Below are 13429 nucleotides of genomic sequence, written 5' to 3'. Positions count from 1 at the left end.
CTATTCCCTCATTTTAGTTTCTTATATCGACAAAGTAATGAGTTGAAAGCGACATTATAGTCAGCATATAATGACACAAAGGAGTCATTTCGACAAAACTTAAGATGGCACAAAGAGGTGAAAGCGTTGTCAATCCGCAGAACTGTTCAGCCCTTGTATGGAAGCAAATATTTCGACGATGCATTTCCGCTGTTTGTCAACCGGGCGACCGAATCCTTTGAATATATTGAGCACTACCATGATTTTCTGGAGTTGGCTTACGTCAGTGAGGGAAGAGGGGTTCATTACATTGAGGGCGAAGCCATCACGGTTCAAAAGGGAGATATGTTTTTTATCCCGATCGGAACCTCCCACATTTTCCGTCCGGTTCACGAAGGAGCCCGTAACCCGTTGATTTTGTATAATTGCATCTTTTCGGCATCCTTGTTTGAACGCATCGTACAAAGCCGTTCCTTGTTCCCGCTGTCCGAGAACCAGCTGCAGCTGCTTATGCTTCTCCGCGATCAAAAAAGCTGGCTTCATATGAAGCTGTTATCGGCCGATGTCGATACGCTGCTGTCCCGCATGCACCTGGAATGTAATCTTCAGCGCGAGGGCAAGGAGTTTCTGCTCATTTCATACTGGATGCAGCTGATTGTCTCGGTTGGACGCGCCATGTCCGGGGACCATGCCGCTGCGGAGCAGCCCGTCCGCAAGAAGCAGCGGCTTGTGGCCGCGCTTCAGTATATTCAGGACCATCTGGAAGCGCCTCCTTCCCTTCAGGAAGCCGCAGCGCTGATCCATATCAGCACACGCCAGTTTCACCGCCTCATTAAACAAGCGACCAATCAGACCTATTCGGATTATTTGCGGACACAGCAAATCAAACGCAGCTGCGAGCTGCTGCGAAATACCGACAAGAAAATATACGAAATTTCAGCGCTTTCGGGATTCCCGGATTTAAAACGGTTTTACGCTATTTTTAAGCTCAAAACCGGATTATCGCCGACAGCTTACAGGAAAAGCGGCCTTCCCTTCCAAGGCGACGCCGGAGCCGAAGCAAGAGAGCTTGAACTTTCATCCGAAGCTAACCAATAAGACCCGACATTCTGCACAATATGCCACTTGGCCGCATTGACCGCATTGCCGCTGGCGACGCTTATATCGAAGCTCATTTTCGCCCGCGAATATTATGTACACCGCCTCACTGCCAATGCAGCAAGGCGGGCTTCGTCTGCCTGACTTTACCGGAGTGATCTCCTAATAAACCAAGTCCATTCCCGGAGCAATTTGCTCGATGTTATCCTTTTGCAGCTCCATCATGCCATTGCTGTTCATATTCGTCCCCATGGATGGCTGACCGGGCAAAGACGGGCCGATATGAGGGACCGGATTCGGGACCGGCGTGGCCGTAGGCACAAAGCCCGGAAACGGTGTCGGGGATGCCGACGGTAGCGTGTTCATTTGAGCTGGTCCCGGCGGGTTCTGATTATAATCGCTTGGATGCCCGTCATACGTATTGCCGTAGGGAACATACATATTTTGACGCAGCGTATTGCCCGGTGTTGTATTTGGGGCCGGCGTCATATTCGGAAGCGGCGTGGCCCCAGGCGCAAGCCTGTTGTTGATATCATTCATATCCTCATTCAAAATCCGGGTGCCGTCGTGCATACGGCTTTTCGTGCGATAGTCGGCGGTGTTGCAGGCGGTTAAGCCAAGCGCCAAACATCCGGCAAGGACACATGCGGCGGTTCTTTTCACCTGGAGATAGCCCCTTTCGCTCAATGGTTGCGGCCGTTCTCAAGGCACATCAGCTTTATGCCGGAACGAAACGCAATATTAGCTTCTCCCGCCAAAGTAAAGTCATGCCCGGTAAGTTTACGGCAGGATGGGCTGGTGCAGGAACCTATTCGACGAGGGTTATGGAGGGTTAATGGAGGCTGATTAGGTTAATTGAGGTTAATTGAATTAATGGAGTTAATGGAGTTAATGGAGGTTAATGGATATAGCAGCCCATGCCGGGCGTAAACAATAACAGGTAAACTACCCACGCTAAAGAAAAGGTTATCCAGTCAAACTGGATAACCTGATACTGCGAAAGAAGCCCTGACGAAGACGTCCTGGCTCTTCTTTCACTAATCTGTCTTATTTCGCTTTAGCGGCTTTGTAAGCCTCGATGTATTGCGCGGCTTTTTTGGCAACCAGGCTGTAATCTCCGGTCTTCACGGCATCGGTTGTCAAATCGGACCCGATTCCGACAGCGACAGCGCCGGCTTGAATCCACTCGCCCAGGTTGTCCAGCGACACGCCGCCGGTCGGCATAATGTTCGCCTGCGGCAGCGGACCTTTAATCGCTTTAATCATTGATGGGGAGAACAGGTTGCCTGGGAACAATTTAACGACATCAACACCAAGCTCAAGCGCAGCTTGAATGTCTGCAATCGTCATGCAGCCCGGCATAACCGGCACCCGGTAACGGTTGCACAGCGTCACCGTAGCCGGATTCAAGCTTGGCCCGACCACGAATTCCGAGCCACTCAGAATCGCCGCGCGGGCAGTCTCCGAATCAAGCACCGTGCCTACGCCGATGATGGCAAATTTGTCCGGATCGGTCGAAGTGCTGGAGTACTGGCTTGCAAGCTTCTCGATGGCCCGAAGCGCAAACGGAACGGTCATGGTCACTTCGATGACTTTAATGCCGCCGCTAATGGCCTGCTGTGCCATCTCAACGACTTCGTCCGCCGTTTCGCCGCGCAGTACAGCAACAACACCCTCATTAACGATCTGCTGAACCAATTTGATTTTTTTCATGAGATGTCACTTCCTTCTTATATGTTCACGTGTGCATTAACAAAAGCCAGGCTGTGCCGGACGGAAGATAGCAGCATACATTACCTCCAGCAACCCTTGAGGGCCCTCTTTAAAGGCAAGGAGTTCATTCCTTTAATTAAGCGCCCCAATCGCAGCCAAGAGCCGAAGAAAGAATGGGCCCGCCCGAATAAGCTTGCCGAGCTGGAATGCACGAAGCCGGATTGCATGAAGCCTGTTTCAGCACTATCGCTCCACGTGCTTGCGCTGATTCAATACAGCGTCGACCTGCTCCCATGTCGGAATGCCTTCCCAGTCGCCTTCCATTTGCACAACCATGGAGCCGATCAGATTGCCCAGGCGCACCGCATCCACATAGGCTTGTCCCTGCACGACACCGCTCAGGAAGCCCGCGCAGAAGCCGTCACCAGCGCCCACCGTATCCACGACCTTATCGACCTTGAAAAAAGGCACCGCTGTCAGCTGGCCATTCTCCAGCACATAGGTTTCCCCATCGCCTTTGATAATAGAAATGCCGCGCAGCTTGCTCAACCGCGATGTAATGTCTTCGAAATCCTCCGTCCCGTAGAGCAGCTTCAACTCATCCAGTCCAGGCAGGAAAATATCGGCTTCCTCCGCCAAAGGCAGGATGACACTCCGCGCTTCCTCCACGCTCCACAGCTTCAGCCGCAGGTTCGGGTCAAAGCTTACGGTCACACCGTGCTTGCGCGCCAAACGTACCGCCTCGCGAATCGTTTCCCGGCAAGTTTCACTAAGTGCAGGCGTAATCCCTGTCACATGCAGGATGCGCGCTGAAGCGATATAGGCTTCATCCAGATGCTCGGGTCTCATCGTACTGGCCGCGGAGCCTTTGCGGTAATAATATACGCTCGACTTGCCGCTTACCGTCTCACGAAGCATCAGTCCGGTCGGTGCTTCCGAGGTCAGCTGGACCCGGGACGTATCAACGCCTTCACCGCGGATTTTCTTCAGAATGAGCTGGCCCAGCGGGTCCTTGCCCAGACGTCCGAACCAGCCTACACGCCGTCCCAGCCGTGCCAAGCCGATCGCTACGTTGCTCTCCGCACCGCCAAACGTGCTGTCAAACCGGCTCGTATATTCAATTCCTTTGGTCCCCGCCGGCATCATCAGCGCCATGGATTCCCCAAAGGTTACGATATCGAGGCCGGAAGGGTGATTTGAGGGTTGAAGCGATTGCATAACATCGTCTCCTTTGACCGAATGACGAATGCAGCACGGGTGGCGGCCGTAAGCCGGCACTTGCTTCATCCGATGACATCCGGAATGGTGTAGTTCTGCGGCAGACCGGAATTAACGGGCCAGCCAGCCGCCATCAACCGCCAGAACATGACCGTTGATATAATCTGCTCCAGAGGACGCCAAGAATACGGCGGCTCCGGCCAAATCCTCCGGAGTTCCCCAGCGGCCCTGCGGAATACGCTCCAGAATGGACTGGCTGCGTGAGGCATCCGCCCGAAGCTGCGCGGTGTTATCGGTGACCATGTAGCCCGGTGCGATTGCGTTGACATTGATCCCTTTGGAAGCCCACTCGTTTGCCAATGCTTTTGTAATTCCTGCGACAGCGTGCTTGCTCGCGGTATACCCCGGAACGTTAATGCCGCCTTGGAACGTCAGCATCGAAGCAATGTTGATGATTTTACCGGAGCCCTGCTTAATCATTTCGCGGCCAACAAGCTGGCACAGGAAGAAAACCGAGTTCAGGTTCAAATCAATCACATCATGCCAATCCTGTGCTGCATGATCAGCTGCAGGAGTGCGGCGGATAATGCCTGCATTGTTTACCAGAATATCAATTTTGCCAAATGTCTCAATCGCCTGAGACACAACGCCAGGCAAGGCAGCCTCATCGCCCAGGTTCGCTGTAATCGGCAGCACGCGGCGGCCCAGCGCCTCGATTTTGGCAATCGTTTCATCCAAAGGGCTGCGGTTTGTCACGACGATGACGTCTGCGCCCGCTTGTGCCAAACCGACGGCGACGCCTTGGCCGAGACCGACAGCCGCGCCTGTAACCAGCGCTACTTTTCCGCTCAAATCAAACATGTGTTTACCCCTGCTTTCTATTAGAAATGGTTCCTCCCCCATTATAGTTGAAGCCCGGACAAACTTCCACAGTAACACAGAATCGACAACACCGGGCGGCACTGTGAGCGCCAGGAGCTTGACCTCGAGCGCCCATGTCCATGCCGCCCGGCAAGCGCCGGTCCTGATTTCAAAAACGGGTGTTCCTGACCGGAATCCCGGCAAAATGGCCAAGCCGATTCAGGGTTCAACCGCCCGCCAAGCAGTGCGTAACGCGCGCTTGAATATGTGGTCGACCGACCGCCGTCATGCAGCCAAACACCGCGCTCTGGGAGCTGCGCGCGGTGCGGAAAGCTTAAAAAAAGACAGACCGGTATTCCCGGACTGTCTTCAAGGATTGTCTTCAAGTATCTAATGGGCATCCGGCCTGCTTCCCTTCAACATCTGCCGTGCTTTACCACTCCGCTACAGTGCCGTCTTCTTGACGCCAGACCGGGTTCTTCCAATCGTGTCCGATGGCAGCCATCGCCCGGACCTTCTCTTCGTCCACCTCAATGCCGAGTCCTGGGCCTGTCAGGTTGCTGACAAAGCCATCCTGATATTCAAATACCGATTTATCCTTCAAGTAATCCAGCAGGTCGCTGCCCTGATTGTAATGGATGCCGAGACTTTGCTCCTGGATAAAGGCGTTGGGCGAGCAGGTGTCGAGCTGCAGACAGGCCGCCAGTGCAATAGGGCCAAGCGGGCAGTGCGGCGCTACGGCGACGTCGTACGCCTCGGCCATCGCAGCGATTTTGCGGGTTTCCAGTATTCCTCCGGCATGGGACAAGTCCGGCTGAATGATATCCACGATGCCCTGCGCCAGCAGCTCCTTAAAGCCCCACCGGGTATACATCCGCTCGCCTGTCGCGATGGGGCAGGAAGTGTAGCGGGCGATTTCCCGCAAAGCTTCGTTGTTCTCCGGCAGCACCGGCTCCTCAATGAACATCGGGCGGTGCGGCTCCAGCTCCTTGGCCAGAACCTTGGCCATCGATTTGTGCACGCGGCCGTGAAAGTCGATGCCGATGCCGACATCGGGCCCGACAGCCTCCCGCACTGCCGCTATCCGCGCGATCGCCGCTTCGATTTTGGAGAAGGAATCGATATAATGCAGCTCCTCGGTGGCGTTCATTTTGACCGCTGTAAAGCCCGCCGCTATTTTCTCCTTCGCGGCCTGCCCTACCTCATTCGGACGGTCGCCCCCAATCCAGCAGTACACCCGCGTCCGATCGCGGCAAGCTCCGCCAAGCAAATCATAGACCGGCGCATGATAAAATTTGCCTTTGATGTCCCACAGCGCCTGCTCGATGCCCGAAATCGCGCTGGATAAAATCGGGCCGCCCCGGTAAAACCCCGCCCGGTACAGCACCTGAAAAATATCCTCAATCCGCATCGGGTCCTTGCCGATAAGATAACCCGCCATCTCGTTCACCGCTGCGCGGACCGTATCGGCTTTCCCTTCGACCACAGGTTCTCCCCAGCCGCAAATCCCCTCATCGGTTTCCACTTTCAGAAACAGCCATCTTGGCGGTACTTTGAACAGCTCCAGCTTTGTAATTTTCATGGTGTGCAGCTCCTTTTGTTATGAGGTGTATGGGTAAGGGCGGCTCTCAATACGTTACGAAAGAATCCGTCTACGAATACCGTTCCCTGTATTCCTGCGGCGTGATGCCAAACTGCTTCTTGAAGGCATGATTAAACGAATGCGGGCGCTGATAGCCGAGCCGGGCCGCGATTTCATAAATTTTGTCCTGGCCGTGCTTCAGCAGATGCTCCGCCCGCTCCATCCGCACCGCGTGCATATAATCGCTGATGTTCTCACCGGTTTCCAGCTTATAAATTTTGGACACATAGACAGGATGGAGATACACATGGTCGGCTATGCTCTGGAGGGAAACATCGTCTGCCAAATGGCTGTCGATAAAGGCGCGAATTTGCTGAATCAGCCAAACGCGCGAATCTTTCGTTTCCTTCTCCATGTCCGTCCGGAGCCGATCCAGCACGCGGTACGACCAGTCACTGAGCTGGTGCACGGAACGGAACAAGCCCCCTTCATTCATCCGGTCATACTCGCTGCTCCCTATCAGCTGGAACAGCTGGCGGCCGTTCTTGTGGGCGATATAGGTAAAAGCCGAAGCCAAGGAAAAAAACACCTCCTGCAGATGCTCCCGGGATTCCGGGTAATCCCGTTCCAGCTCCCCAAAAATCCGCCCCAGCCTCTCCTTAATTCGCGTCCACTCCCCCGCCTCCAGCAGCTGCTGCAGAGACGGCGGCTCGTACAGCGATTTCAGGGCCTGCCATTCGCCCGGCCCCTCGTCCTCGCCCAGCCGCATAAACAGCTCATGCTCGCTGCCAATTCGCCTCCGGAACGCACTGAGCGAGCGGCTGTACAGCGGCGTAATGTCGGCCGGAAATGTCCCCCTTCCGCTGACAAGCACCGAGATTTGCCCTTTTAAATAGTTATGGACGGAAGCCTGCAGCAGTGAGGCCGTACGTTCAATCCAGGCTACATCCTCCTGCGGCGGGCCCGCCTGCTTTTCCTTCAGCACAAATACCAAATAATCATGGGCATCCTTGGTGTACCACGTATCGTATTTATCATCGAACAGCTCGGCGACCATATTGCTGATCGCATACTCCATCAGGGAGAGACGGCGCAAGTCGTATTCGGCAAAATGCCCCTCCAGCCGGACCAGCAGCATCGCGAACGGCTGTCCGTAGAAATCGGGCAGCTCCAGAAGCTGCATTTTATCCCGCAGGAACGCTTCCGAGAAGCCCCGTCCCTGCAGCAGATCCAGCAGCAGATTGCCCCGCAGCAGCGGAAGATTCTCTTTGAGCGCGTAGGTTACCCGGTTGTTGGAAACGACGTCCTCCCATTCCCGGGTCAGCTTCGCCCGCACCTTGCTGACTGCTTCCAGTACTTCCTCATCCGTGGCGGGCTTCAGCAAATAATCCTCCGTCTTCTGCTTTATCGCTTCCTGCGCGTACTCGAAGTCGGAGTGGCCGGACAGCAGAATACATTTGGTCTTGGGCCATTTGCGGTTAATCTCGGCAATCAGCTCCAGCCCCGACATGCCCGGCATTTGAATATCCGTAAGCACAATGTCGATAGAAAATTGCTCCAGAAGCTGGAGCGCCTCCGCCCCGGAGCATGCCTGATACACCTGCTCAATGCCAGCCGACCTCCAATCGATGGTTGTCGAGAAGCGCTCCACCACATGAATTTCATCGTCTACAATCAACAGCTGCAGCATCACGATTTCCCCTATCCGTCCCATGGTTTTCAGGCCGGCCCGTCATCCCGTTGGTGTTCTCCTTCACCAGCCTCTTTGCTGGAGCGCCCCTGAAGCTGAGCAGCTGACCTTCGGCCGATGTCCGTCCGGCTTCCGAAGGATCGACCTGCCGTTCATCGCCGATGTCGCCCGGGCATTCCCGTACTTTTCCTAATTTAATAAAGGCTTTACGACGTCCCTCCGGTTCCAGGTCACAATGGCGCGAAGCCCGCCCTCAGCCCTTCGTTCAAGCTGCAGGCCCGATCCCTCCCCGAACTGATAAAACAGGCGGTGATGCACGTTCCAGGTGCCGCAGCCCATCTCCTCCGTCATCGACTGCTGAAGCTGCAGATGAAGGGAGGTCAGCTGCTCCACGGACAGTCCCGCCCCATTGTCTTCAATAAGGATGCGGTTGTAAACAGCTGTCTGCTCGCCCGTAATATGGATATGGCCGCCTCCTACCCTTCCTTCAATCCCATGGACAATTGCATTCTCCACCAGCGGCTGCAAAATAAGCCGCGGCACCAGCTCGCCCAGCATCGCCTCATCAACCGCGATCGAGAAGGACAAGCGGTGCATGCGCAGGATTTGGATGTTCAAATAATTACGTACAAGATCCAGCTCCTCCTCCAGCCGGACCGTCTGATTCTCCACCCGGGTTGTATACCGGTAAAACTTGGCTAAATTCTCAGCCATGGCCACGACAGCATCATGGTCCTCCAGCTTGGCCGAGTTGACAATAAAAAATAACGAGTTATACAAGAAATGCGGATTAATCTGCGCTTGCAGCTGCTTAAGCGTAGCTTCGCGGGCCCGGATCTTCTCTGCATACACATCCTCCACCAGCACCTGGATTTGTTCCGCCATCTCATTAAAGCGGCGAATCAAATAGTCGAACTCATTTTTGGAGCGGTATTGAATCCGTGCCGATAAATCGCCCCGGCTCATCCGCTGCAGGCTCCGCAGCATTTGAACAATGGGGATCTGGACGTTGCGGTACAAAAGAAACACAGCCAGCACACTCAGCGCAAGCAGCAGCCCGATGGAGATATAGAACAAGTTCCGCGTTTTGGTAATCGGCGACAATATGCTTTGAACCGGAACGTAATCGACCAGAACCCAATCCAGCTGCTCCGATTTCACATAGCTGACCAAATACCGCTCCTCCCGGATAGTCAGCTCCACCTGCCCCGAACGGTCCAATGGGCGCTCACGCAGCATTGCGGCGATCGGCCCGGTTATTTCTCGCGACGAGGTGCTGTTCCAGATCGGATCATACACCTGATGCAGCAGGAACGGGTCGCTGTGCTTGTCCTCTTTGTATTCGTCCAGCCGGTTCATAAGATTGCTCGCGGAGAACCGGACCTGGTACAGCGCAGACGCTTGCGCTGCCGTGCGGGCATTGGCCGGCTCGCTGATTTCCCGGATAAACCCGCCTGTCGTATTCCCGTTCAGCTTTTGCTGCTCATAGGTCCAAACCGAATGCACCGGCTCTTGCCATGCCCAGTCACTGCTGCCATTGAGAAAAATATTGGACGACAGCACCTGCTTTTCTTTGGCGATGACCATGGTAAGGTCGTTAGACCAGGCGTTCGAAACGCTTTGCAGGTTCAGCTTGTGCATGAGGCGGGAATTGGCCCGGAGCGGATCATAGAGCGGGCCGCCTGTCCGGTCAATATATTCCCGGATATGCGGGTCATTGCCCAGAATAATCGGGAACATGGACAGCTGCTCCATATTGGAATCGAGCTGACGCATGAAGAATACAAGCTGGTTCAGGCTTGAGGCGTTGATCTGCTCCTGAACGACCTGATTCGTAATCCGGTTGGAGAAACTATACAGCAGCAAGATCGGAATCAGCAGCAGCACAAGTAAAATCATGATTTTTCCAAAAATCGTAAGTTTGAGCGGCAACGGGTTCCCCCACCTTCCATAAGTTCCCGCTGCCGTCCGTTTCCGTGCATCAGCCCTTGACCGCGCCTCCGGTTAAACCGCTGACAACATACCGCTGCGCAAGCAATGCAATGATCAGCACCGGGAGGGTAATGATGCAGGCCGCAGCCATCAGCGCGCCCCAGTTAATCTCGGAATACGACATGAAGTTAAACACGGCAATCGGCAGCGTCTTTGTTTTGTCGCCCGCCAAAATAATCGAGAACATAAAGTTGTTCCAGGAGAAAATAAACGACAGCAGCGAGGAGGTAATAATCCCCGGCCCGGAAATCGGCAGGATGATCCGCATAAACACCTGGTGCTTCGTACAGCCGTCGATAAGCCCGGATTCCTCGATTTCTGTCGGCAGCGCCTCAAAGAACGAAATCATGATCCAGATAATAAACGGCAGACCGACCAGCATGTGGCTCAAAATAAGCGACGTGTACGTATCGACCAAATTAATTTTGGAGAACAAAATAAACCACGGGATAAGAAACGTAATCCCCGGCACAATCCGCGCGACCAAAATGATAAGCCCCAGCTTCTGAAGGTGATAGCGGGCGACGGCATAAGCAGCCGGCAAGCCAAGCAGAAGGGAGAAGAACGTGGACCCGACGGCCACAATGAAGCTGTTCCAAATAAAACGCAGGAAATCGTATTCCTGAAACACACTGCTGTAATTGCGGGCCTCCGGCGAAAAGGAGAAAAACTGCCCCGTCGACATAATTTGGGCCTGCGTCTTAAAGGAGGCCATGACCATCCAGAGAAACGGGAAAGCGAAAATAAACACCACGAGAAAGGTTAACACCGACTGAAGAACACGGAGTCCTTTTTTGCGCTTCATGCTGCCGCCTCCAATCGCTTACGCATCCAAATCAGGAATAACGTCAGAGCCATAACGAGCAGGAAGAACAGCACCAGCAGCGCTGAAGCCATGCCCAGCTTGAAGTACTGGAACCCGAGCACATAGCCGTACAGGTTGAGCGTCTCGGAAGCAAAGTTTGGCCCGCCTTGGGTTGTTGCATAAATAATATCAAACGTCTTGATAACGTCAATAAGACGCAGCATCGCCGCAACCAGGATCGTCGGACGCAGCAGGGGAAGCGTAATCGACACGAACTTGCGCCATGCCGAAGCCCCGTCCACATCGGCCGCCTCATAAGGATCGGAAGGCAATGTTGCAATACCCGCCATAATAATGAGCGAGATCATCGGCGTCCACTCCCAGACGTCAATAATAATGAGCGACGGCAGCACCTGGCTTTCCGAAGCCAGCCACAGGAGCGGCTTAAAGCCGAACGCTTTCAGCATTTGGTTTGCCACCCCGATCGTCGGCTGGTAAATCAACATCCATACCAAGCCCATCGCCACAGGTGTTGCGACCATCGGCAGCAGGAAAATCGTTTTGACGATATTTTTCCCTTTGAACTCCCGGGCCAGCAGCACGGCAATCAGAACGCCCAAAACCATTTCGGCGGCCAATGCCACAATCGTAAAATAAAAGGTCGATCCGACCGCGTGCCAGAACCGGGTATCGGCAAACAGCGCTTTGTAATTATCAAGACCGACCCAGGCCGGCGGCGTGGTCGCCGACATGCTCCATTCATAGAAGCTGAGACGGAAGGTGTATATAATCGGGAACAGCATCATCAGCAGCACGAAAATAACTGCCGGAAGTGTATAAATCCACTTCAAATTACGGTCAATCCAGCCGGTTGGCATCCTTCTCACCCTTTCTCGAAACCATGGTCCGCCCCGAAGTCAGAATTTACAAAAGGGCCACAATGACATGGCCCTTTCGTTTGGCAGAGCTATTATTTCGTTTTGTCCTTGTCCATAATGGCCTGCAGCGCGTCATTGGCTTTGTTGGCCACATCCTGAATGTTCGGGTCGCCCGACATGACCTTCTGTACAATTTCCCCGACAGCGTCGCGGGCTTCACTCACGCTGATCACGACCGGACGGTCATGATCGATGCCGACAGCAGAGCTTTCCTTAATAATCGGCACCAGCTCAGCCGGGAAGCCTGTGGCGCCTTCCGGTTTATCCCATACCGAGGCACGAGCGCCCGGGTTGCCTTTTTGCTGTGTTTTCAGCACGATGTCCTTGCTGGTCGCCCACTTAATGAACTCCCATGCCGCATCCTTATTGGCAGCCTTCGAGTTCATCGCCAGACCCCAGGAAGTGATGCTGTACGGCTTGGAGCCGGCTTTGCCGCCCGGGAACACCGCGAAGCCGACTTTGTCCGACACCTGCGATTTGGACGGGTCCGTGACGTTGCTGTACAGCGAGTTGGCATCTGTCATGAAGGCAACCTTGCCTTGCGCGAATACGCCGAACGCTTGCGGCCAGGACATGTTCAGCACTCCCGGAGGCCCGAAATCCTTCAGCAGCGTGCCGTAGGTCGTAAACGCCTTCACCGCTTCCGGCGTATTGATTGCCGCCTTGTCTCCATTGGTGAAATCTGCGCCCTCCGAGAACAGGAACGACGATACCTGCGTAACAAGAGGCGAGCGCTGGCCGCGAGCAACGAAGCCGTACTGCTCCTTGGCCGGGTCATGCAGCTTCTTCACCGCGGCGGTCAGCTCATCCAGTGTTTTGGGCACGGCAATACCGGCCTGCTGCAGCAAATCCTTGCGGTAGTACAAAATCTCTTGCTCTGTAATAATCGGAATCCCCGCAAGCTTGCCGTCTACCGTGGTAGAACCAATCGAGGACTTGGAGAAATCGGCGAAATCGTAATTGGCATCCTTGCCGGAGTAATCATCCAGCGCCTGCACCCAGCCGTTTTTGTAGAACAGCTTGCCTTCCTGCAGCGGGCGGTACATGAATACATCCGGTGTGGCCGAACCGGAGGTGAACTGGACCGTCAGCTTCTGTGTCAGCTGGTCCTCGAAGTAGCTCTCTACCTTCACCTTCATCCCGGTGGCCGCTTCAAAATCTGGGATTAGCGGCTTAATCGCTTCCCCCCACGGGTGGTTGGCAGTAACGAGCGTCAAGGTTCTGCCTTCAAACGGCTTGCCTCCGCCCGCTGCCCCCTGTTTCGTTGTATCCGGGGACGGCGTTGCGGTTTTGCCCGCGCAGCCCGCAATCAATCCTACAGCCAGAACAGCGGCAAGCCCTGTTCCAACCATGCGGCTCCATGTTTTTCTCATCTGGTGTGACCTCCCTGAACGAATGAAATGTGGAATGTTATCGGTTACATATTCAGCTTACTAGAAGGTAGTATGTGCTTGATATAACGAAGAATAAACATCGCTAACTACAAATCAAGCATTTCAAAAGCTGGATTGGACAGAAGCACCGTGTGGTCGACCGACCGCCGTCATGCAGCG

The 13429-nt window shown here is 54.4% G+C and carries 11 protein-coding genes; 1 reads left to right on the top strand and 10 read right to left on the bottom strand.

The window, feature by feature from the left end; all coding sequences use genetic code 11:
• The first annotated feature begins 126 nt into the window (after window positions 1–126).
• The gene (locus WBG83_RS14940; protein ID WP_336745942.1) at window positions 127–1077 is read left to right on the top strand and encodes an AraC family transcriptional regulator; all 951 of its coding nucleotides are present in this window, start codon (window positions 127–129) and stop codon (window positions 1075–1077) included.
• 162 nt (window positions 1078–1239) lie between these two features.
• Here WBG83_RS14940 and WBG83_RS14935 read toward each other — a convergent pair whose 3' ends face one another.
• The 10 genes from WBG83_RS14935 to WBG83_RS14890 form a co-directional block, all read right to left on the bottom strand.
• Window positions 1240–1740, bottom strand: coding sequence for a hypothetical protein (locus WBG83_RS14935; protein WP_336745940.1), 501 nt, complete (start codon window positions 1738–1740; stop codon window positions 1240–1242).
• Window positions 1741–2124: 384 nt separating this feature from the next.
• The gene (locus WBG83_RS14930) at window positions 2125–2790 is read right to left on the bottom strand and encodes a bifunctional 2-keto-4-hydroxyglutarate aldolase/2-keto-3-deoxy-6-phosphogluconate aldolase (protein ID WP_336745939.1); all 666 of its coding nucleotides are present in this window, start codon (window positions 2788–2790) and stop codon (window positions 2125–2127) included.
• Window positions 2791–3033: 243 nt separating this feature from the next.
• Entirely contained in the window at window positions 3034–4008 is a 975-nt protein-coding gene (locus WBG83_RS14925; RefSeq protein WP_336745938.1) for a sugar kinase, read from the bottom strand.
• A gap of 111 nt (window positions 4009–4119) precedes the next feature.
• Window positions 4120–4869, bottom strand: coding sequence for a 2-dehydro-3-deoxy-D-gluconate 5-dehydrogenase KduD (gene kduD / locus WBG83_RS14920; protein WP_336745936.1), 750 nt, complete (start codon window positions 4867–4869; stop codon window positions 4120–4122).
• 433 nt (window positions 4870–5302) lie between these two features.
• Window positions 5303–6451, bottom strand: coding sequence for a galactonate dehydratase (dgoD, locus tag WBG83_RS14915; RefSeq protein WP_336745935.1), 1149 nt, complete (start codon window positions 6449–6451; stop codon window positions 5303–5305).
• Between the two features lie 70 nt (window positions 6452–6521).
• Window positions 6522–8141, bottom strand: coding sequence for a response regulator transcription factor (locus WBG83_RS14910; RefSeq protein ID WP_336745933.1), 1620 nt, complete (start codon window positions 8139–8141; stop codon window positions 6522–6524).
• Between the two features lie 189 nt (window positions 8142–8330).
• A complete protein-coding gene (locus WBG83_RS14905; RefSeq protein ID WP_336745931.1) occupies window positions 8331–10073 on the bottom strand; it encodes a sensor histidine kinase in 1743 nt (580 codons plus the stop codon).
• 49 nt (window positions 10074–10122) lie between these two features.
• Entirely contained in the window at window positions 10123–10938 is an 816-nt protein-coding gene (locus WBG83_RS14900; RefSeq protein WP_336745929.1) for a carbohydrate ABC transporter permease, read from the bottom strand.
• Complete coding sequence (locus WBG83_RS14895) at window positions 10935–11816, bottom strand: carbohydrate ABC transporter permease (protein ID WP_336745927.1); 882 nt, start codon at window positions 11814–11816, stop codon at window positions 10935–10937. Before WBG83_RS14895 ends, WBG83_RS14900 begins: the two co-directional genes overlap by 4 nt.
• Window positions 11817–11908: 92 nt before the next feature.
• A complete protein-coding gene (locus WBG83_RS14890; RefSeq protein ID WP_336745925.1) occupies window positions 11909–13249 on the bottom strand; it encodes an ABC transporter substrate-binding protein in 1341 nt (446 codons plus the stop codon).
• Window positions 13250–13429 lie beyond the last annotated feature (180 nt).

The organism is Paenibacillus sp. y28 (assembly GCF_037137075.1).
Lineage (GTDB): Bacteria > Bacillota > Bacilli > Paenibacillales > NBRC-103111 > JBBBNV01.
This window is presented reverse-complemented; position numbering and strand designations above follow the sequence as displayed.

What these genes read in the sequence shown, in the direction of transcription:
- kduD (WP_336745936.1), bottom strand. Translation starts at nt 4,869, where the DNA reads ATGTTTGATTTGAGCGGAAAAGTAGCGCTGGTTACAGGCGCGGCTGTC.
- WBG83_RS14895 (WP_336745927.1), bottom strand. Translation starts at nt 11,816, where the DNA reads ATGCCAACCGGCTGGATTGACCGTAATTTGAAGTGGATTTATACACTT.
- WBG83_RS14925 (WP_336745938.1), bottom strand. Translation starts at nt 4,008, where the DNA reads ATGCAATCGCTTCAACCCTCAAATCACCCTTCCGGCCTCGATATCGTA.
- WBG83_RS14910 (WP_336745933.1), bottom strand. Translation starts at nt 8,141, where the DNA reads ATGCTGCAGCTGTTGATTGTAGACGATGAAATTCATGTGGTGGAGCGC.
- WBG83_RS14890 (WP_336745925.1), bottom strand. Translation starts at nt 13,249, where the DNA reads ATGAGAAAAACATGGAGCCGCATGGTTGGAACAGGGCTTGCCGCTGTT.
- dgoD (WP_336745935.1), bottom strand. Translation starts at nt 6,451, where the DNA reads ATGAAAATTACAAAGCTGGAGCTGTTCAAAGTACCGCCAAGATGGCTG.
- WBG83_RS14930 (WP_336745939.1), bottom strand. Translation starts at nt 2,790, where the DNA reads ATGAAAAAAATCAAATTGGTTCAGCAGATCGTTAATGAGGGTGTTGTT.
- WBG83_RS14900 (WP_336745929.1), bottom strand. Translation starts at nt 10,938, where the DNA reads ATGAAGCGCAAAAAAGGACTCCGTGTTCTTCAGTCGGTGTTAACCTTT.